The organism is Clostridium hydrogenum, from assembly GCF_021432385.1.
Taxonomy (GTDB): Bacteria; Bacillota; Clostridia; order Clostridiales; family Clostridiaceae; genus Clostridium_S; species Clostridium_S hydrogenum.
The window spans coordinates 729,191-751,540 of sequence record NZ_JAEACT010000002.1; the positions used below are offsets into that span (position 1 = coordinate 729,191).

A 22,350-nucleotide genomic window follows, 5' to 3' on the forward strand; every position below is an offset into this window, starting at 1 on the left:
TTCCATATAACTCTATTCTACGCTAATACATCTTATTTAATTACTAATCCAAATCATCTAGAAAAAATGCTATAGTTTAAATAAGTGTAAAAATCTACACTTATTTAAACCATAGCCAATAAAAAAACTGGAACTCTTTATATGGCTAGTCCCAGCTTTTGCTTTTTAAAAATTTACTTATCATTCATAAATAAGCCTTTATTACTTACAAAATAATTTATACACGAAATTATAGTTATAATGACTGCTATACCTAAGGCAACATATGTACCGTAGCCTAAAAATCTTTCGATACCTTCTGCATGGGCATGAAAAAATCCTATTTTCTCTATTAGCTTTCTAAACTCATAATTTTTTTCAAAATTCATACTTAGCAAAGCAAATATTATAGAAATTATCTGAAATATGTTTTTAATTTTATCCAATGGACTTGTAGCAATTACACTACCTTCCGTAACAACTATACTCGTTAGTCCTGTTACTGCAAACTCCATTGCCACTATTGTAATTGCAATCCAAGAAGGTATGAAGTGTAATTCAACTAAGGCAATAAGTGCTGCCGCTATTAAAAGTTTATCTGCGAGATAACTTATAATTTCACTGAGGTTACTTATTTCATTTTTACCCTGTACCACATGTTTACTTAACTCACCTATTATTGCAGTAATTATAAAAATAAATGCAGCTATGCTTCTTCCAAATGGAATCTTACGTATTATAATAAATATCAAAAATACTGGAATTAGTAGAATTCTAATAAAATTCATCTTATTTCTTAAATTCATTTTATGCCACCTTTTTCTTTTATATAATTATTTTTCAACTTAACTATGAAGGTTGATCCCTTGCCATACTGGCTTTTTACTTCAATTTCCCCACCGCATAAATCTATAATTCTTTTCACAAGTGTAAGTCCTAGTCCATTGCCGTCAACATTACGATTTTTATCTTCTTGATAAAATTTATCAAAAATATGCTTTTGGGTGTTTTCTGTCATACCTATACCTGTATCCGAAATTTCTACAATTGCCCATATACCAAGCTGTCTCAATATTATATGAATTGAGCCATCTTCAGGAGTGAATTTGATTGCATTACTTAATAAATTAACCCATACTTGAATAAGAAGTTCCTCATTCCCCAAAAAGTTTATCGTAGGAAGGTCAATGTCCAATTCTAGATTCTTTTTACTCCAATTTACTTCCAATAATAATAAAGCTTGTCGTATCTGTTCATCTAACTTATAAATCGTTGGCTCAGTAACAATTTCTTGATTTTCAAGCTTTGATAGCTTAAGTATATTACTGCTTAATATAGACAATTGCCTAGAACTTTCAATTATCATTTTTGTATACTCATCATGTTCCGCTTCAGATAAATCTTTATCCTGTAGCAAAGTTGCATATCCTTCAATTGCAGCTATTGGCGTTTTGAATTCATGAGAAACATTAACTATAAAATCGTTTTTAAAGGTTTCAATTCCTCGTAATTCACGTACCATTTTATTAAAATGAATATTCATATCCCTTACAGTATTTTCTCCGTAATTTTCATCAAGATTAACACTTAGATCTCCCTTAGCTACCTTTTTCGTGGCTTGAATTAAAGCTTCAATTGGCATGAATATTCTATTTCCTACAATTAACGTAAAAAATGCTGAAATTGTTATACTCAAAATAAGAAGTCCAATAAAAGGTACTAGCCTCTTGCCTAAAATAAATGGTAAATGACCAAGTTTAAATATACCAAATGCTATTGAAATTGTTACAAAAAGTGATATAAGTATAATGAAAAAAACACTTATTATGAGTCTTGGAAATAAACTAAGTCTCGATCTTCTTTTCATTTTCTAATCACCTTATACCCAAGCCCCCTTACAGTTACAATTTCAAAATCCGGATTATCTTTAATATGTCTTCTAAGTCTATTAATATGTACATCAATTGTCTGTGAATCAGATTCACTGTTAACTCCCCATATCTCATCCATAAGCTGCTGCCTTGTAAATATTTTATTAGGAAAGGATACTAATATGTATAAAAGATAAAATTCTTTCTGTGACAGCACAACTTCCTCGCCCTTCCTTGAAACCCTAAGACAATCATATTCAAGGGTTGTTTCTCCAATAGTTTGTTTTCTATCATGAACAGTCTTAACACGACGTAATAGTGCACCAACCCTAAGTATCATTTCATTGACATCAATAGGCTTAACCATATAATCGTCAGTTCCAAGAAGAAATCCTCGCTCTTTCGCAAAAAAATCTTCCTTAGCTGTAATCATCAAAATTGGAATTTCACTATTTACATCTCTAACAGACTTAGTAAATTCATAACCATCCATATTAGGCATCATAATGTCTGAAATAATTAAATCTATGTGATTTGCTTCAATAACATTCCATGCTTCAACACCGTCTCCTGCCTGGTATGCATTATAACCATTCTTAACAAGAACAGTGCTAAATAACTTACGCAGCTTTACGTCGTCTTCTACAACTAAAATATTAAACATTAATGTGCCTCCTTTGCACAAAATATAAAAGTTTATTTTATTATACTATTAAAAGTTAAACTGAGGATGAAATTTAAAAATTTTTTTATTTCATCTTCAGTTCATGTTCACTTAAGCTTGAGTTTATCTTTGAAGTTTAAGCTAGACTCATCATAACAAAAGTCAGAAAGGAGAAAAACAAATGTTACAGTTAAAAGAAGTAACCAAAAGTTATACAACTGGTGATTTCACGCAAGTAGCTCTAGATAAAGTAAATTTACAATTTAGAAACAGCGAATTTACAGCTATTCTTGGCCCAAGTGGCTCTGGAAAGACAACTCTTTTGAATGTTATTGGAGGGCTTGATAAGTATGACAGCGGTGATTTAGTGATAAATGGAGCTTCAACAAAGCAATTTAAAGATAGAGACTGGGATGCATACCGCAACAATAGCGTAGGATTTATTTTTCAAAGTTATAACCTCATTGGACATTTAGGAATTCTTGATAATGTAGAAATGGGCATGACCTTAAGTGGTATTTCTTCAGCTGAGAGAAGAAAAAAAGCTTTAGATGCACTAAAAAAAGTAGGTCTTGAAAACCATGTAAATAAAAAACCAAACCAACTTTCAGGCGGTCAAATGCAAAGAGTTGCTATAGCTAGAGCCCTTGCAAATGATCCAGACATAATTCTTGCTGATGAACCTACTGGTGCTTTAGATACACATACAAGCGAACAGATTATGGAGTTAATTAAAGAAATTTCTAATGATAAACTAGTTATAATGGTAACACATAATCCAGAACTTGCCGAAAAATATGCAAGCCGTATTATTCATTTTCAAGATGGACATGTTATAAATGATAATAATCCTGTTAAAGAAAAGGATGTTAATTATGATTACAAGCTTAAGAAAACAAGCATGAGTTTTTTCACTGCATTAAAACTATCTGGTAAAAACATAATGACTAAAAAGTGGAGAACTGGACTTACTGCTTTTGCTTCTAGTATTGGTATTATTGGAATTGCTCTTATACTATCACTTTCAAATGGATTCAATAAACAAATTGATTCTTATGAAAAAGGTACACTTTCGAACTTTCCAATAACCGTTGATCAAACGACTACTGATATGTCCAAGATACAAGGCACGTCATCTTCAAGCAAGGATACATCGTCTGAATTTCCTAAAAATAAAGAGATATATCCATATAACCCAAGCAAAAATTCAGCTACACATACAAATATTTTAACACAAAAGTATATGGATTATATCTCAAAAATGGATAAAACCTTACTTGACGGAATTTCCTATTCTAGAAGTATTAATATGAATATACTAAAAAAACAAGATGGTAAAGCTACTACTGTAAATCTGCAAAATACCAATTTCTCATCATATCCAACCAAGCAGGGTGATGGTTCTTCTGCTTATTTAAAACAGTATTATGATCTACTTTCTGGTAACTTTCCATCAGATAAAAATCAAATAGTTCTTGTTGTAGATAAAAACAATAATGTCTCTAATGCCACTTTAGAGGCCCTAGGTCTAGACTATACTAAAAAAAGTATTGATTTTAGCAATATTGTTGGCAAAGAATATAAGTTAATATTAAATGACGATTACTACAAAAAATCCGGAAATATTTTTATACCTAATGGTGATCCTTCTGATTTAAGTAGCCTATATAATAATTCAAATGCAATAACTTTAAAAATAAGCGGTATTATTAGAATAAAGAAAGATTCTAATATGTCTTCTTTATCTTCAGGAATTGCTTATTCAGACGAACTTTCACAATTCTTTATTGATAATGCTGCAAAATCTGAAATTGTTAAAACCCAGCAGGCTGTAAACTATAATGTACTTACAGGCCAAGTTTTCCCTAGTGAAACTCAAACATTTTCAGCAACAAATCAAATGAACTCAGGTGCAATGAACTCTAACATGAATGCTAAAAGTACACAGACAAAAGATGATGTTTTAAAAACTCTTGGAGCAACATCTATTCCAACCTCTGTTTCCTTGTATCCTGCAAACTTTGACTCAAAAGAAAAAATTACTAAGTACCTTGACAACTGGAACAAAGGCTTAAAAGAAACAGACAAAATTAAATATACTGACATGTCAGCAACGGTTACAAGTTTATCCAAAGGCATAATGAATTCAATTACACTTGTACTAATAGCTTTTGCCGCAATTTCACTTGTAGTTTCTCTAATAATGGTTGCTATAATAACGTACATTTCTGTATTGGAGCGTACAAGAGAGATAGGCGTCCTCCGTGCTATGGGAGCTAGAAAGAAAGACATCACCCGAGTTTTCAATGCCGAAACCTTTATTATAGGTCTATGTTCAGGTGTTCTTGGGATAACAATTGCATTTTTACTCACTTTTCCTATAAACAGCGTGCTATATAACGTAACAAATTTGTCAAACGTCGCACAGCTTAATCCTGTTCATGCGATTATATTGATATTAATTAGCTTAATACTAACCGTTCTTGGAGGGGCTATTCCTGCAAAAATGGCAGCAAAGAAAGATCCTGTTGAAGCTTTACGCTCTGAATAATAGAAAATTTACATTTTTTATAATGTCCATGGAGTTTACTAATTACTCTATGGACATTTTCATTTTATAATAATTATTAATACATAATTATATTTAAAAGACCGAATTTTATAAATTGATAAAGTTTAACTATAAAAAAATATTATTTTTTGCATAATTTGATTGTAGTACACGTACAAATATGATAAAATATAGTTAAATTTTTCAAATGTTAAATGTTATGTATGGCTATTTTAAAGGTCTACTTAAAATAGTACGCGTACGCATGTGCGTATTTAGCGTACAATTCGCAATATTTTTTGCAATTGTCAAATTAGCAATAATTTTTAGCTTTCAATTTTAATTTTAAAAAGAAAACATTTTAATATAAACAAATTATTTTTGCTAAGTGAGGAAATATATTATGGAATTAGACCTAGAAAAAATCAAAAAGGCTCAAGAAAATATTAAAAAAGCAGTAAGAAAAACACCTATGTTTTACACAAGCACTTTCTCAAAAAAATGCAATTGCACTGTATACTTAAAATGTGAAAACAAACAGAAAACTGGCGCTTTTAAATTAAGGGGAGCGTATAACAAATTAGTTAATTTAAGTGAAGAAGAAAAACAAAAGGGCGTTATAGCTTCTTCTGCAGGAAATCACGCTCAAGGAGTTGCCTATGCTGCAACTGCTTTTAATGTTAAATCAACTATAGTTATGCCATTAACTGCACCTCAGTCAAAGGTAAATGCAACAAGAGGCTATGGAGCGGAAGTCATTCAAGCTGGTCAAGTATATGATGAATGTCATTGTAAAGCCGTAGAAATACAAAAAGAAACTGGAGCAACCTTTTTAGAACCTTTTAACGATATAGATGTAATGGCAGGTCAAGGGACAATAGCTCTTGAAATATTAGAGGATTTACCTGATACTGCCGTTATAGTAGTTCCAATTGGTGGAGGCGGTTTAATATCTGGCATTGCTGTGGCAGCAAAATCAATAAAACCTTCCATAAGAATAATAGGTGTTGAACCAGAAATAGTGCCTTCTGCTAAAACTTCTATGAAAAACGGAAAAATCACTACTGTTCCATGTGCAAAATCCTTAGCTGACGGTATATCTGTTAGCACAATAGGAGATAAATGCTTCAAATATATCGAAGAATATGTAGATGAAATAGTTACAATAAGTGAAGATGAAATAGCCCATGCCATGTTTCAACTGCTAGAAATAAGCAAACTTGTAACAGAAGGTTCAGGTGCAGCACCCCTAGCCGCTTTATTATCACAAAAAATTAAAGACGTGGAAGGCAAAAAAGTTGTCCTTTTAGTTAGCGGCGGAAATGTAGATATAGCAACTACAGCTAAAATAATAGAAAGAGAATTAGTTTTACAAAAAAGAACAATAAGATTTGAAGTAGAACTGCAAGATAAAACAGGAGCCTTGGGCGCTTTAGTATCTAACATAGGAAACATTGGAGGAAACGTCGTTACAATAAGGCAAAATAGTAACTGGAATGAAAAAGGACTTGAGTATGCCAATGTATCCTTTGAAATCACAGTTCAATCTAAAGAACACGGCGAAAGCATACTAAAGGATTTAGAAGAAAAAGGTTATGTGGTAAAATTAATATAAATTAATATATTGGAGGCTAATTTTATGGAAAAGAAAATAATAAGCACAAAAAATGCTCCAGGAGCAGTAGGACCATATTCACAAGCTGTTAAGGCTGGAAATTTCGTATTTGCATCAGGGCAAATCCCATTAGAGCCATCAAATGGAGAACTTGTTGGTGGAGATGTAAAAAAAGCAACTGAAAGATCACTAGAAAATGTAAAAGCTATTCTTGAAGCAGCGGGAACTTCCCTTGACAAGGTTGTTAAAACAACTGTATTTGTAAAAAACATGAGTGATTTTGCTGCTGTTAATGAAGTTTATGCAAAATACTTTGATAAGGATATGCCTGCAAGATCATGCGTAGAAGTAAAACTTCCTAAAGATGCTTTAGTTGAAATAGAAGTAATCGCATTAGCAGAGTAGATTGCAACATTGAAGGATTTTCTCAATGCAGAAAATCCTTCAATGCTTGAACAAATTCTTCTGGCCTCTCCTTTTGAGCCCAATGCTTACATCCTTTCATCACATGCAACTTACTATTTTTAATAACCTTGCTTGCTGCTATTGCATATTTTACAGGAACTCCAGAATCTTTTTCACCATTAACTATTAAAACTGGCATCGATAGTTCTCTTAAATGCACTGCCAAATCTGTAGTCATTCCTCCCTTACCTAGCTCGTAACATTGGAAAGACTCCCAGGCTTTATTACAATCAGGTTCGTGAACAAGCTTATATAAATCATCAACTAACTTATCAGAAATTTTATTTTTATCTCCAAACAAAGAAGAACTTATTGTCCATTTTACCATAGCTTTACTCTTTCCAATCCATTCATATGATTTAGCATTAAGTCTTGAATTTACAAACCATCTATTAAACCTATGAAATGGCATTCTGGAATACAAACCTAATGATCCTATTATGGTAAGCTTATCTACAATCTGAGGATATTTTAAAGAAAATGCTATACTAATTCCTCCTCCCATAGATAGTCCAACCAAATTAGTCTTGTCTATATCTAACTGCCTTAGCACATCGTATAAAAACTCCACATACATAGGAATAGAATACTGAATATCTGGTTTATCACTTCCACCAAAACCAAGCATATCTACAGCGTAAATATCATACTTATTCCCCATTAATTCTATTACTTCTTTCCAGGACATCATTGCATTATCTAGTGCTCCACCATGGACAAATACTATTTTTTCATTTGTATCTCCCTTTTTATGATAAACTGTTATTCCATAAGCTTTATAGGTTAATTTAATCTTCTCCATTTAAAACATCCCCTTTATAAAACCCATTTTTCAATATTCTCATATAATCATAAATTTCCTCTTGAATTTCCTTAAGTTCCATGTTACCTTCTGCCATTCTTTCCTTTATAAAGCCTTCACCAACCCAAACTAACATTTTAATCGCTCTATTGATATCTTCTTTATTTTTAAATTTGGTTATATCAAGGTTTTCATTTATTTTGACATAAGCATCCTTTAAGATTTTTTTATTAATTTCTTTTATTTGCTCTGAAACTGCAATATCTGTTTCATAATACACTCTGAGAGAAAAATCAAAAATGTGTGGACACTCCATCATTGTTCTTACTCTTGCCTCTACTATTTTGGCATTCCGCTCAAAAAAATCATTTTCTTTAAGTGCTTCTAGTTCATCTATCTTTTCGTATATTTTTTTACAGCTGTACTGATACAAATAGTAATATAAATCTTTTTTATTCTTAAAATAATAAAACAAAGCCCCTTTTGATATACCAGAAGCAGCCGCTATATCTGCTGTCGAAGCTTTTTTATATACACTTTGAGAAAATACTTTCATAGCTGCATTTATGATTCTTATTTGTTTTTCTTTATCTATGGCATAAAAACTATCATACATTATTTTGCCTCCATTCTGACCAATTTGGTCAACTATAATTTATATTGTAGTTAATTGACCAGAATTTACAAGGCCATATAAGATGAAGATTTATACGGATATGAAAATGAAAGTATTGATATTACTATAAAAAGACTACTGCATTATTCAAATTTTTGTTGATGCAATAGTCTCTTTTATGCTATTAATATTTACTCCATATTCTTCTCATGTTGGTTTGAAATAAAGTTTGAACAAAATATGGCGTTGAAGTGGCTTAAATTCGTTGAGAATTGAAGTTGATTTTGTAATAAAGTTTGAGTAAAAGATTGCTGCTACCATTTTATTTGTATTTTATTTTTGGAATAAAGTTTGAGCATTTTTAATTCCTTCAACTATTTCAATTGTTTTTTTACTAAAATCTTGTAATGATACATTCTTGTCTAACATTATTTCCTTAGGTTCTACAGTTTCTCTTATACCAATATAATAATATTGCAAACTTAATCCTAATGGCATTTCAATAACGCTAAAATTTATACCTTCTAATATAAAAGTATATCCACCATAAGGCGTCTCTTTAGCTTTAGATTTTAAAAATAATTCTAATTCTTTATTCATATTTACATCACTCTCCATACTTTTAATAGTTGTTCATGTATATATAAAAAAATATAAAATTTGCTGAAAATAGTAATACCTTTTTCATCTGAGAAGCTTTATTTTTTTAATTTTAAATAAATGAATTATTTCCATATACCTCATCTATTATCTTCTTCAATTAAATGCTTAGTAAAAGGTAACGCTTTGACATACTTTCTCATAAATTTCGTATCTAATACAAAAACTTCTTTTTCCTTTTTATCTATTTGAATAATTCTTTTCTTAAAATCTCCTTTCTCTTTTATTGTTGGCAACTTAATTTTCATAAAATTTAATTTATCACAACAATTTCTTCCATAACCAAACCTAAACGCTTCCATATTTATAATTACTGCAATAAACTCCAAAACAAACTTATCACAATCATCAAATAATGCTTTAAGTGCTTTTACTCTTGTTGCAATATAAAAATCTGATGGTTGAATTGTTGCGAAAAAATTTCCTCTATCTGCTAAACTTAGAGTTCTTTCACACGAAAACAAATTTCTTCTTTTAATTTCCTTTGTTGTTATACAAACTCCATTATTACTTTTACTATGACTTACTACATTATATTCACCTTGTTCTAAAGCAGACATTGTTAGATCATCACCTGTATAAATTTCAAATAAATCATCAATACGATATTCCTTCCAATTATCTAAATTAATGTTTAGTTTCTCCTTTTGAAATTCATAGATTCCTCCATAATTTGATTCAAATTCTTTAGCATTAATATTATCTAAATACCAACAAGTTTGTTCAAACTCTTCACTGATAAAATAGTCTGGTATATCTGCAATTACAGTTTCAGGTTTCGGAATCTTACTTTTCTTTACATAGTCAGGAATCATGTCTAATGATGGAATCTTCATATCTTCAAGTGTAGAATTAGCCTGCCTACCAAATCCATATTTAAACTTATTTTTTTTTATACACATACAATAAAATAACATAGTTTCATCACTCATTAATATTTTTGGTTTTAAAACTCTCATATGAAACGATGTATAATATTCATTTTTTTGTAAAAAAGCCTCAAGTATACTACTACCGCTTAATGCTACAGAAATAGTATTAGGTGGATGTGGGGCATTCCCTTCAATTCTTTTTATTTTCTCATTATTTATACCATTATTTTTATTTGTTCTTGAAACAAAATTTATACCATTAACATCTTTCTCCTGCCTTGAAAAAACTAGATCTTTTCCATTTATAACTTCAAATATTTCGGTGATTGGCACTGTTTTTATTGATTTTCCCATTTAGTCACCAAACTTTCCGTTTACTTTTTGATCCTGCTGATATTGAAATAAAGCAAACTTTTTTAATTGTTGTACAAATATATCCGAATCTTTCAATAAATTTGTATAATCCGTTTCTATATATGCTTCTGTACACCACTCACCTGTAACATCAAAGTTTTTCTTTATTAAATATTTTGTATCATCTGGATATTGTTTACCTTCCAATTGTTCAATCCAAATTTGATGAATGCCTTTTCCAATGTTAGCAATCCTATACGGTTTTTCTTTCTCTGAAATTAATACATCATTATTAATATTATCTTTGATTCTTTTTATTTCATTATCACTATATACTTTTCCAGACCAATTTCTATTAATATCAATTCTTCCGTTATGTGGCACAACCTTAAATCCATCATCAATCCATCTTGCAAAAAAAACTTCATTATTTTTTGCATTTTTATGCTTTGTCCCTGCTCTAAAAACCATAATACATGTAGGATACTGAACATCAGAATCCTTAAATAAGTTTGTAGGCATAGACATAACAGCTAATAAAGTATGCTCATCTGTGATTTTTTTTCTTGCTTCTTTACAACCTTTGGAATGCGCACATTTAAATGGAATAATAGCAATTCCAATACCATCATCATCTAAGTAACTCAACATAGAATATACAAAATCAAGTTCTTTTTTTCCACTTGCATCTTCTTGTTCATTTTCAGAATCTTCCCCATTATTTTGCTTCTTTTTACTTTTAGTTGTAGTTCCCTCTTTTATAGAATATGGAGGATTAATCATTCCAACTATAGGTTTTATTTGTTTCATCGCTTCTGATAAAGATAAGGTATACGTGGTTTTTCCATCAATAACTGCAATTTCTTCATTATCTTTTGTTAATGAAGAACATGAATATAAATTTGATTTTCCATCGCCATGAAATTTCATATTTGCGTAAGCCAAAGTGAACATACTTGCTTCTTTTTCAATACCATATAAACATTGTTCTCTAGCTTTTTTCTTTAATTCATCTTTAGTTAAAACCTTATCAGTTATTAAACCATTATCAATATTTTTCTTCATTCTATTAAGTCCAGCAATTAAAAATCCACCTGTTCCTGTACAAATATCTAAAATCTTATCTTTGTTTGGATTAAGAGGATGTCCTAAAAAATGTTCAGCAATATCACAAAATAACTCAGTAATGTGGTGAGGTGTTAAAACAATACCTTTATCCCTTGCATCACCTTTTGAGTACTTCAAAAATTCAGTATAAAAAATCCCCATAATATCTACATTATTTGAATACACTTCATCTATTAAAATAATATTTTTATATACCGATAAAACACATGTAGATACCATGTTTTGCCCAAAGCCTTCTGGAAAATACTTTACTATATTTTCTTGATTTCTTCCAATTAATGAATTTGGAAAAATTCTATTAAAAAATTCTTTTATTGTTTTTCTTTTAGCTAAAGGTATATTATCATGCAATTCATCCATTAAAGTATCCAATGATTTTTCGATGTCAATTATGGCATTTGCTCCTATACTATCCTCACCATTTATTGGTTTATCATTCTTGTTAAACTTATACGATAACTTACAATACTTAAATAGCATTGACTCCTTATTCGTTAACGATAAGACAATTATAGAAATAAATCCTGCTCTGTCAACAGCCGTAATTTCATTTGCTCTTAAAAAATCATTACATGCCTTAGCATACTTTTTGAGTTCTTTAATAACTGACTCGTTGTCTTTGTTATTCCTCCCAAGAATATAATCTACTCTTTCTTTATATTCATCAAAAGTTGAAAATGAATTTGTATAACCTCCATTCTCTATAACTTTAATATCTTCAATTTCCTTACCTTGTGGCCATAAAAATGAGGTCAACTTAAAATTTTTCTTTGTTCTGCCAGAAGTAGCGATTACAATTACATTGTAATCATCTTTTATAAAAGATGCATAATGTAATGCTCCATCAATTGCAAATTTATTAACATCCTTATCATCATACCCATTTTTATAATCTTCAATATCTTTATCCTTTTTGCTATGATCTGAAATCTTATCTTTACATTCGACAACTAAGATAATATCACTATTAAGTTTTCTAATTACATAATCAGGTGTACCCATTCCTCCAGTCAAACTATCTTTCCTACTATCAAAGCATTTACTTGCAGTTGAAAAAGAATTTGTAAGATAATTTGCATAATCGTCACTAAGATCCCTATATGTACCCTTTTTAAAGACTATCAAATCATTTTTTAATACATCCAAATCTGGATATTCTTTTTGTTTTAACAACTCTTCAAACCGTGTTTCGTTTTTACTTTCCATATTTAATCTCCCTGAAATTATAGTTTTTATATCATTTAATATATGGTTTATTATTAATTTTGAGCGCTAATCTAAATCAACTACTTTTTATTATTATGTAATATGTAAAATTAATACTTTTTAATGTCATTTTTCACCAATAGTAAATTTATTGTTTATAAAAAATATCTACTATTAATAAACAATCCCTAATATTTGTTTGCAACATAAATTAAATGATCAAATCATTTCTTAGAATAAGTGCTAAATCGTAATATATTCTCATATACATGATACCACAACTTTCTTTACATAATCATCTATTATTATTTTAAAATTCCTTTTATTCTTATTATTCTACATTTTAAAGCACACCTTGAACCCTAATGAAATATAAATATTCTTTATATATCTTCCTTCTGCTTCATAAGACAATTTTTTTAACCATCTTAATATTCTTTTAGCCATTAGTATTTCCTTAAATAAAAAGACTAAGCGTTTCTAATTTAATTAAAATGCCTAGCTTTATATATTCTATTACTATATTTTTAATTTTAAATTAACTTTTTCAAAAATATTAATCTTCTAAAAAAAATAGAAACATTTTACTATTCTTTTTGATGCATGTACTAAAATCATAAAATATAAATATTTTACGATTTTCATTATGTTTTTCTATTCTACACAGAAAATGAAATAAAAAACACCGGTTTTCTATTTCATAAATTATTCTGCTCATTTATCTAATTTAATTGATACTTAATTTTTTCTTTCATCATCTATTAATAATCCTATTAGGTACATTATTTAATACAATATCCTCACACTGAAAGGAAGATAACAATAACTTACTAACTTCATTATATACTGGTGCTTCTCCTTTAGGGTCTTTTATGGTAACTACAATAGCAAAATTAATTTTTTGCTTTTCACTTAAATTTCTCCAAGTAGGAAATATCTCCAAGTCAATATTTTTACTTCCCATTCTTCCTTGGGGACTACTAAATTTAACTTGCTTTATAGGCGACCACTTTAATTCTTTAGTCATACGTGTTTTTTCCCACTTTTCTTCTGCTAAAGTATCTTTTGTACTACTTGCTTTAGATATAGTCTGATATGTTCCTTCTATCTCAGATCTCAATCTTAAATCTAAATTGCTTCTGCAATACTCACTACCTAAATTAGGGTTAAGATGCGGATCATAGGCTAAAGTAACTAATACTTCACCCCTAATTTTATTACCACTACACAATGAATCAGGATAAGGAAAGTCAGTTACCTTAATCCAGTTTGCTCCTTCTGAAGCATTAACATTACCTTCAAATATTAACGTAATTTCATTTTCATTACCGTATAGAAAATCATCTAATTTAGTTGGTATACCAAATCCATAATAATAATGATCTCTAATAGAATTTATTGTTTTGTTATTTATTGGATTTCTAGCACCATGAATTAACAATGCTTTGGCAAGACAGTTGCTTAAATTATTAGGATAATCGTTGAAATATTCTGCTAATATTGCAGATACAAATGGTGTAGAAAAGCTTGTACCGTATTCTTTTATCATATTACCATTCTTATCTATTGATCTTATTGGAAATTCATCTGGATTACCACTATAATGTACTACATCTGGTTTTATTGTTAATCCAATTCCAGGTCCTTTTCTTGAATATGGTGTAACTACATTTTTATCAACTAGTGTAAATTCATTTGAATCAATTGCTACAGCTCCTACTGTTATACCTCGTACTGAATCCGCTGGTGAAGTGATTCTATCTGATTCATCTTCAAAAATATCCTGAATAGGCCACTCTGATCTCATATCACTATAATTTCCTGATGAAATCACAAAAATAACATCATACATACTTTGTAATTCATCTATTGCTGCAGTAAAATCTGATATTATACCGCATATAGGTTCATCAACATTTAAAGACAAATTCCAAATCTTATATTTGTCTGAGTAATCTTCAAGTGCATCAATTAAACTATTTATCAACTCATCTTCTCTTAGTATAGATTTTTTTTCATTAGGAATCACTACTACATCTAAAACTTTTACACCACTTTCTATACATTTCTGTAAATTTGGATTTAGTATTCCACCATACACTAATGATCCTCCAATAAAATCCCCATGATAATTATCCTGATCATCGCTATCTACAAATTCAACTCTCTCCGTTACCCATTTTTCTAAATACTTGTTGTCTTTTGATATTCCAGAATCAACCAATGCTATTTTGGGGTATTTAACATTATCTTTAGGCTCAATTATATCCACCCCAGATTGAACATTAAAATTTTTATTTGATGTACTTGTTAACCTATTTAATACCGAAATTTGCTCAACACCTGGGAAATGGGCAATTTCTTGCAAAGGAGTATTTGCATTATATGGAATTAGATATGTATTTAAATGACCAGATAAATTTAATTTAGATATGGTACTTCTCTTAATACCTGCTTCACTAAATTTTTTAATAAAACTAGCCATTATCTTATTATCAATATCAGAATCATCGTAATTAAAAAATCTTACTTTTATTTTCCCATCATTTTTAGCTATACTAAGTTGTCTTTCTCCAACAGATTTTAATATATCTTCATCTGAATAGGCATAAAAGTTTTTTATGGATGTAAGCTCATGAATTAAGTTATATTCTCGTTCAAACTTTGATTTAATTGCTAAATGAAGTTGTCCATCTCGTCCCGTTTTGTAATATGTCCACTCATCTATGTTGTTTGGAACTAATGGTATTACTTCTTCTATTATCTCTATTAATGATTCTAAACCATACTCACTAATTCCTGCAACTAACTTTCCAAGTTCCTGGACGGAAATTATATTACTGTCAATTTCACTCAAAATTGTTACTGGCCTATGTGACTTTGCAATCATTTTATCATGCATTTTAATCGTCATTGGTATTGGAAAGTTTTTACTGTTAGTAATGATTTTTGATTTAACCGAAATTTCATTATTAAGTAAATCCACTGCGCTTTTTAGTAATAAATTTAAGTGTCTAACTATAGCCTTTTTTTCGGTTAATCTCCATCTCGATGGTCCTGGAATTTGTGATGGTACCCTACCACTCATTTTATCCTTAGAACGGAAAAGAACCTTTTTGGCAAAATAATTTTCATTACTCATTTAATTCATTCTCCTTTTCTATCTTATTTCTATATTTTTTTATTGTATTATGATGACATTTTAAAATTTGACCTAACAGTCTATCGCTTATATCTGTTTTTTTGCTTAATAAAAGTCTTACTTTAATTTCTCTATCTTTATCTAATTCTCCAGTTAGTTTAGATACGAAATTTGTATAATTGAAATATTCATTCACAAAATCTGACAATTGGATTTTGATACTATTAATAATGCTATTTCTTATTACTGCCTTAATTATATTATCAATATCAGCAAATGATTCACCTTCAAATAACACTGATAAAAATTCAATCAGTTTTATATCCAAATTTATATGAAACTCTTCAAATTTATGCATTAAATATTTATATATTAATTCTTCATTAGGTTTTTTTATATTTATTCGTGTACTAAATCTTCTCCAAATAGCTTCATCTAATAATTTTTCATGATTAGTAGCCGCTATTATTATATTGTTACTATTTAAACTATCAATATTTTGTAGTAGTGAATTTACTACTCTTTTTAGTTCTCCAAGTTCATGAATATCATCCCTTTGCTTTGCAATAGCATCAAATTCATCTAAAAATAAAATACTTGGAGTATTTTCTATATATTTGAACAATAACCTTATATTTTTAGAAGTACTACCTAAATATGATGAAATAAGAGTATCTAATCTTGCTATAACTATTGGTAATTGTAATCTTTTAGCTATTTTTAGAGCCGTTTCTGTTTTCCCACATCCTGGTGGACCATATAGTAACATAGAATATGAAATCTCAATATTATGAATCGCAAGTTTATCAATATTTTCATAACCTAATATAAAATCATTAACTTGTTTCTCCTGAATATCTGATAAAAAAATATTCTTATCATCTATTTGAGAAGGTAACATAAAATCTGCAATTTCCAATTTTGATTCTTGATCAAACGGTATTTGCTTCATATTGCTTGATTCTATTTTTTTTATAGAATCATTTTCATTGCTTTGAGAATTATATTTTAAAAGTATTTTTTGTAATCTATCATACCTTAATTTATCATTATCCTTTTCAAGCTTTTTGGATAACATTACCGAATAATTATAAACCTTCTCAGTATCACCCTTAATTCCATTTTCTATAATCTTTGTTATTTCAGAAAAGTACTTCATGTTTTTCATCCTTTCATATTGAATTTTAACACTTATGTATCCAAAATTCAATATTTTTATCCATAGTTATGTTCTTTTTATCCAAAGAATCATTTTTTGTCCATTATGTGTATCTGTTTTATCCATTAAAAATTTTTATCATTTTACAGTTCATTAATAAATTTGCATATCAATTATATATAACTGCAACTTATTCTATATTAGTATGCACAATATTTTTTCTTTTTTCAATAACAATTAAAGTCAATACATATATTAAAACAATGCATTCTTATTTAAAGCCCTTATATTAAACTTTTATAAAGTTGTTTTTCTATTCCATCAATACTTTTATTTATATGTTTTTTTCTATACACCATTATCTCCTTCATCTCAATACTTTTAATAATTTCATTACTCCACTTCCCACTTACATCAACTAATCCAATCAATAATTTACTATATATATTATTCCAATTAACCTTACCATCCGCCTTCAATATCAACATCGACAAAGCCCTATTTTCTCTCTCAACATCAATCAAACTACACTCTCCTCCATCCATCATAGTAACTTGTCCAATAGCATATTTTCTTCTAGTAACTCCATCACTAAGCCTAGCAAACTTTTTACCTCTTTTACCCTCTGGTAGCTTACCAATAATTATATTAACTTTTTTTATATTATCTCTTTTTTCTAAAAGCTTCAGCACCTCAACAAACTCTGCTAATTCACCCTTCTCCTCAACCTTATCTATACTTGTGAACTCTAACCCTCTTACTAATTCTTCTCCACCAACATCTGCCGTTGTTCTTAAACTATCATCTTCTAAAACATATTTTTTAGTATTTTCATCCTCAGCTTTTCTTGTTATTCTAAGCCCCTTTTTCTTTTTATTTATCTGCGGCAACCTTTCATATTCATGCTCTATCAACGAGGTTTCAATTTCCTCAGAAGACTTCGTCGCTCCATCGCCCTCTGAGGTTATTTCTCTATTTGGATTAGAATTCTTGTTAACATATTTTCTTATCTTTGCTTGATTGCTACCCTGAGTTTCCTCCAAGCTTGGATGATATATGTTTATTTCCTCAACATTAATTTTCTTTTTCTTCAAAGCTAGTATTTCTAATATCTTAGTATAATTAGGCTTCTTTTCTACCCTTGCTTTTATATTAAAATTCTCCAATAAAAAATCAAATTTTAGTTCTCTAAGCTGCCACATATTTTGCCCTATCTTATTGAACATCTTTAAGGCATTAGTATTTGTTAATAGCCATGCTAAGTGATTTATCTTATCGGACTTTAAAAGCTTTTGCTCATATTCATAAGAAACTTTACACCTTACATATAATAAAATACGCATATCCTCAAAAATATTAAGGATACACGTATTTGTTTGAAATGAAGCTTGATTCTTTTCTAATTATTTATAATAAATTAAATGTACATTTGCGTTTAAGTTCTTTATTTTATCTTTTCCCTTTAAGATTGTTTTCTTTTATAAAAATATCAAAATCATCTTCCTCATTATTACTTAATCTTTTTTGATTAAACTTTTCATATTCATCAAGTGCCAATTGCTCTGCAACTTTTTTTGATACCTTACCTGCATTATTTAGTATATCTCTATCATTGAATTCTAAAAAAGCATTTAGTTTTTCTTCCCAGTCTTTCATATACATAGGTTTTCTTCTTTCTGCCTGGTCTTCAGCATAATCTAAATACATAGTAACAATCCTATTTAAAGATTTTATTTCTTTTTCAGTCAAATAATTTTTTGCTATCTTTACGTCAACCTTCCTAACTTTAGCACCTTTCCAAGTTGTAAGTCCCATATTATCTTTACTTGAATCAGCTCTTTCTGCAATAAGCTCTGCTGCTGTATGTCCATGTATTGCAAAATGTAATTTATTTTGTACAGTAGCAAAAAACTCCTTTGCCATCTCAGTCTTAGGATCATAATCTACCGATAAAGCATATATATCAGTAATTTTCTTGTAAAATCTCTTTTCTGAAGCTCGTATATCTCTAATACGTTCTAATAATTCATCAAAATAATCTTGCCCTAAGTTCTTCATTTCTTTTAATCGTTCATCGTTTATTGTGAAACCTTTTACTAGATATTCATTAAGTCTTTCTGTTGCCCAACGTCTAAATTGTGTACCCCTATGTGAACGAACTCTATAGCCTATTGCTATTATCATTTCTAGATTATAAAAAGACACTTCACGCTGAATTGTTCTATTTCCTTCATTTTGAACTATTCGGTTTTTCCGAATAGTTGAACTCTCATCAAGTTCTCCTTCCATATAAATATTTTTAATATGCTCATTTATAGTATTTATACCTTTTTGATATAATTCTGCTATTGCTTTTTGAGTCATCCAGACTGTTTCATTCTCTAGCCTAACATCTACTTTTGTAGTTCCATCTTCTGTCTGATATATTAGTATATCTGTATTATTTTCCATTACTTATCACCTCATAAACTACTTAGATTTTATTTTAAACTTGTAAATATAAACTTCATCATAAAATATTATTTATGTGGCATAATAATAAATAAAACTGCACCTTAAATTAAATAAAGTGCAGCTTAATATTATAATTTTTTACTATTCTATTTCCTATTCTACTGTAACTGACTTAGCTAAATTTCTTGGCTTATCAACGTCACAGCCTTTTGCTATTGAAATATAATATGATAAAAGTTGAAGTGGTAATATTGATACTAATGGTGCAAATAGAGGATTTACCTTTGGAAGATATACAACCTCATCTGATGTGTTTTCTATATCAGTATTGCCTTCAAAAGCAAATGATATAACACGCGCACCCCTTGTCTTAACTTCTTTTATATTACTTACCATCTTCTCAAATAATTCTTCTTGAGTTGCAAGGGCTATTACAACTGTTCCTTTTTCTATAAGAGCTATTGGACCATGTTTTAACTCTCCAGCTGCATATGCTTCTGAATGGATATATGATATTTCTTTAAGCTTAAGTGATCCTTCCATAGCAACTGCTTGATCAAAACCTCTTCCTAAATAGAACATGTCATCTTCCTTGTAGATTTTCTTAGCCAATGCTTCCATTTCTTCTTTTTTCTCTAATACTTCTGTTTCTTTTTCTGGAATTGCAAGTAAATCTTTCTTTAAAGCTTCTATTTCTTCAGCTGATAGAGTCCCCATATTCTTTGCAAAATGAAGAGCTATTATATACATTGCTATAAGCTGAGTTGTATATGCTTTTGTCGAAGCAACGGCAATTTCAGGCCCTGCCCAAGTATATAATATATCATGAGCCTCTCTTGAAATAGTACTTCCAACTACGTTAGTTACTGCAATTACTCTTGCTCCGCGGCTTTTTGCAAGTCTTAATGCAGCTAGTGTATCTGCTGTTTCTCCAGATTGGCTAACTATAATTACAAGTGTCTTATCATTTATTATTGGATTTCTATATCTAAATTCTGATGCTATATCAACCTCTACTGGTATTCTTGCAAGCTTTTCTATAGCATATTTTCCAACAAGTCCGGCATGATAAGCTGTTCCGCATGCAACTATATAAACTTTTTGTATATTTTCAATTTGTTCTTTAGTTAAATTTATTTTATCAAGCTTTATATCTTCTCCAAGCATTATTCTTGAAGTCATTGTATCCTTTGTAACCTTTGGTTGTTCGAAGATTTCTTTTAACATAAAGTGGTCATATCCATTCTTTTCAGCAGCATCTGCATTCCAAGTTACATGATATATTTCCTTCTCTATTTTCTTGCCATCTTCTGATATTATTTCAACTCCATCAGCAGTTAAAACAACAAATTCATTATCTTCTAAAAGATAAACTTCTCTTGTTTCACTTAATACTGCTGGTATATCTGAAGCGACAAAGTTTCCGTCTTCTTTTAATCCAACTATAAGTGGGCTATCTTTTCTTACTGCAACAACCTTGTCTGGTTCTTCTGTGCAAATTACACCAAGAGCATAACTTCCTCTTAATCTCTTTGCAGCCTTCATTACAGCTTCTAAAAGGTTTCCTTCATAGTAGTAGTCTACTAAATGTGGAACTACTTCTGTATCTGTTTCTGATACAAATTTATATCCCTTTTCACCAAGCCATTTTCTAAGCTCCATATAGTTTTCGATTATACCGTTGTGAACAACAGCTATTGTTTTCTTTTCATTTAAATGTGGATGAGCATTTACAATTGATGGTTCACCATGAGTTGCCCATCTTGTGTGTCCAATTCCTACTTGACCTTTACTTTGAGTCTTTTTTAACTCTTCCTCAAGGTTTGCAAGTCTACCTTTAACTTTTGTTAAATCTATTTTTCCATTATCAAGGACAGCTACTCCTGCTGAGTCGTATCCTCTATACTCTAATTTCTTTAATCCTTCAACAAGTAGAGGTGTTGCCTCTCTCTTTCCTGAAAATCCTACTATTCCGCACATATTAAATTCTTCCTTTCATATTTTGGGTACACTAAATAAAGGTAGTTATACCCTGATTTTTTTAAGGCGTTAAAAAAAAATAATAAACTACTATTAAAAAATTAGACACTAACTCCACTTATTATTTTTTGAAACTGCCTAAGGTTTTAACACCAGATTGATATTGTGCTAGAAATCACTTTCCAGTTTTATCAATCGCTAACGGTAGTGCGATTACCGTGGGGCACCCGCCGAAGAATTCGATTCTCCCCATCCTCGTCAACTTAAGCCAACTTATCATTTAAGCCTAAGTTCTGGCGCTTTAATTCATATAATACAAATAACCTTCTTCTTTTCTCCCTCACCTCCTAAGACCTATGAGCATTTACTCCTATAATTCATTATATTTACATGCTCATTATTTTGATAACAATTTTTTTATATTGCTATTACCGTACTATTATATTGCATTATTAATCAAATAGTCAACTTTAAAAAAAATAATTACAGTAATGTACACAATTTTTTAATAAATGTATAAAACAAGGCTGTTGCACTAAAAAATATTTTAATACATAACTTAAAATTATTGCTAACTAACTAAATCAATTCACAATTCACAGTTCACAATGCACAATGAAGGTTGATTTGACTTCCTTTCGTCAGTCAAATCTTAAATTTAAATGTTACAAGCTTCGCTTAGCACCATAAATGGTGCTATTGCGAAAGCAATAAAAAAAATTAAATTTAAGATTTTCTGTAGCAAAGCGGAAGAAAATCATCATTCATTGTGAATTGTGCATCGTGAATTGTGAATTGTTTTAATTGGCAATATTTAAAATTTGTATATAAA

16 protein-coding genes are annotated in these 22,350 nt (G+C 29.6%); 3 read left to right on the forward strand and 13 right to left on the reverse strand.

All coding sequences use genetic code 11. From position 1 onward, the window contains the following. Positions 1-173: 173 nt before the first annotated feature. The 3 genes from CUEA01_RS03380 to CUEA01_RS03390 are packed head-to-tail and all read right to left on the reverse strand — an operon-like array spanning position 174 to position 2,514. A complete protein-coding gene (locus CUEA01_RS03380) occupies positions 174-785 on the reverse strand; it encodes a CDP-alcohol phosphatidyltransferase family protein (RefSeq protein WP_234118147.1) in 612 nt (203 codons plus the stop codon). Further along, entirely contained in the window at positions 782-1,846 is a 1,065-nt protein-coding gene (locus CUEA01_RS03385) for a HAMP domain-containing sensor histidine kinase (protein WP_234118149.1), read from the reverse strand. Before CUEA01_RS03385 ends, CUEA01_RS03380 begins: the two co-directional genes overlap by 4 nt. Continuing rightward, complete coding sequence (locus tag CUEA01_RS03390) at positions 1,843-2,514, reverse strand: response regulator transcription factor (protein ID WP_234118151.1); 672 nt, start codon at positions 2,512-2,514, stop codon at positions 1,843-1,845. The genes CUEA01_RS03385 and CUEA01_RS03390 overlap by 4 nt, the downstream gene beginning before the upstream one ends. A gap of 181 nt (positions 2,515-2,695) precedes the next feature. Here CUEA01_RS03390 and CUEA01_RS03395 point away from each other — a divergent pair, with 181 nt between their 5' ends. From CUEA01_RS03395 to CUEA01_RS03405, 3 genes are all read left to right on the forward strand, one after another. Beyond that, on the forward strand, positions 2,696-5,065 hold the full coding sequence (locus CUEA01_RS03395; protein WP_234118161.1) for an ABC transporter ATP-binding protein/permease: 2,370 nt from the start codon (positions 2,696-2,698) through the stop codon (positions 5,063-5,065). A 403-nt stretch (positions 5,066-5,468) separates the two neighbouring features. After that, complete coding sequence (gene ilvA / locus CUEA01_RS03400) at positions 5,469-6,680, forward strand: threonine ammonia-lyase (protein ID WP_234118163.1); 1,212 nt, start codon at positions 5,469-5,471, stop codon at positions 6,678-6,680. A 24-nt stretch (positions 6,681-6,704) separates the two neighbouring features. Then, the gene (locus tag CUEA01_RS03405; protein WP_234118165.1) at positions 6,705-7,085 is read left to right on the forward strand and encodes a RidA family protein; all 381 of its coding nucleotides are present in this window, start codon (positions 6,705-6,707) and stop codon (positions 7,083-7,085) included. Positions 7,086-7,107: 22 nt separating this feature from the next. Here the strand turns inward: CUEA01_RS03405 and CUEA01_RS03410 are convergent, their stop codons facing one another. The 10 genes from CUEA01_RS03410 to glmS form a co-directional block, all read right to left on the reverse strand. Beyond that, on the reverse strand, positions 7,108-7,947 hold the full coding sequence (locus CUEA01_RS03410) for an alpha/beta fold hydrolase (protein WP_234118167.1): 840 nt from the start codon (positions 7,945-7,947) through the stop codon (positions 7,108-7,110). Then, positions 7,934-8,563 (reverse strand): TetR/AcrR family transcriptional regulator, encoded by a 630-nt coding sequence (locus CUEA01_RS03415; protein ID WP_234118169.1) that lies wholly within the window; start codon positions 8,561-8,563, stop codon positions 7,934-7,936. The genes CUEA01_RS03410 and CUEA01_RS03415 overlap by 14 nt, the downstream gene beginning before the upstream one ends. A 333-nt stretch (positions 8,564-8,896) precedes the next feature. Then, positions 8,897-9,163, reverse strand: coding sequence for a hypothetical protein (locus CUEA01_RS03420; RefSeq protein ID WP_234118171.1), 267 nt, complete (start codon positions 9,161-9,163; stop codon positions 8,897-8,899). Between the two features lie 140 nt (positions 9,164-9,303). Beyond that, positions 9,304-10,449: a restriction endonuclease subunit S gene (locus CUEA01_RS03425; protein ID WP_234118173.1), complete on the reverse strand. Its 1,146-nt coding sequence runs from the start codon at positions 10,447-10,449 to the stop codon at positions 9,304-9,306. After that, positions 10,450-12,783 (reverse strand): HsdM family class I SAM-dependent methyltransferase, encoded by a 2,334-nt coding sequence (locus CUEA01_RS03430; RefSeq protein WP_234118175.1) that lies wholly within the window; start codon positions 12,781-12,783, stop codon positions 10,450-10,452. A 754-nt stretch (positions 12,784-13,537) separates the two neighbouring features. Then, on the reverse strand, positions 13,538-15,925 hold the full coding sequence (locus CUEA01_RS03435; protein ID WP_234118177.1) for a S8 family peptidase: 2,388 nt from the start codon (positions 15,923-15,925) through the stop codon (positions 13,538-13,540). After that, complete coding sequence (locus CUEA01_RS03440) at positions 15,918-17,084, reverse strand: AAA family ATPase (protein WP_234118179.1); 1,167 nt, start codon at positions 17,082-17,084, stop codon at positions 15,918-15,920. The genes CUEA01_RS03435 and CUEA01_RS03440 overlap by 8 nt, the downstream gene beginning before the upstream one ends. A gap of 284 nt (positions 17,085-17,368) precedes the next feature. Then, positions 17,369-18,427 (reverse strand): Tn7-like element transposition protein TnsE, encoded by a 1,059-nt coding sequence (locus CUEA01_RS03445; protein ID WP_234118187.1) that lies wholly within the window; start codon positions 18,425-18,427, stop codon positions 17,369-17,371. Positions 18,428-18,533: 106 nt separating this feature from the next. Further along, on the reverse strand, positions 18,534-19,535 hold the full coding sequence (locus tag CUEA01_RS03450) for a virulence RhuM family protein (RefSeq protein ID WP_234118189.1): 1,002 nt from the start codon (positions 19,533-19,535) through the stop codon (positions 18,534-18,536). Positions 19,536-19,691: 156 nt separating this feature from the next. Continuing rightward, positions 19,692-21,518, reverse strand: coding sequence for a glutamine--fructose-6-phosphate transaminase (isomerizing) (gene glmS / locus CUEA01_RS03455; protein ID WP_234118191.1), 1,827 nt, complete (start codon positions 21,516-21,518; stop codon positions 19,692-19,694). Between the last annotated feature and the right edge of the window lie 832 nt (positions 21,519-22,350).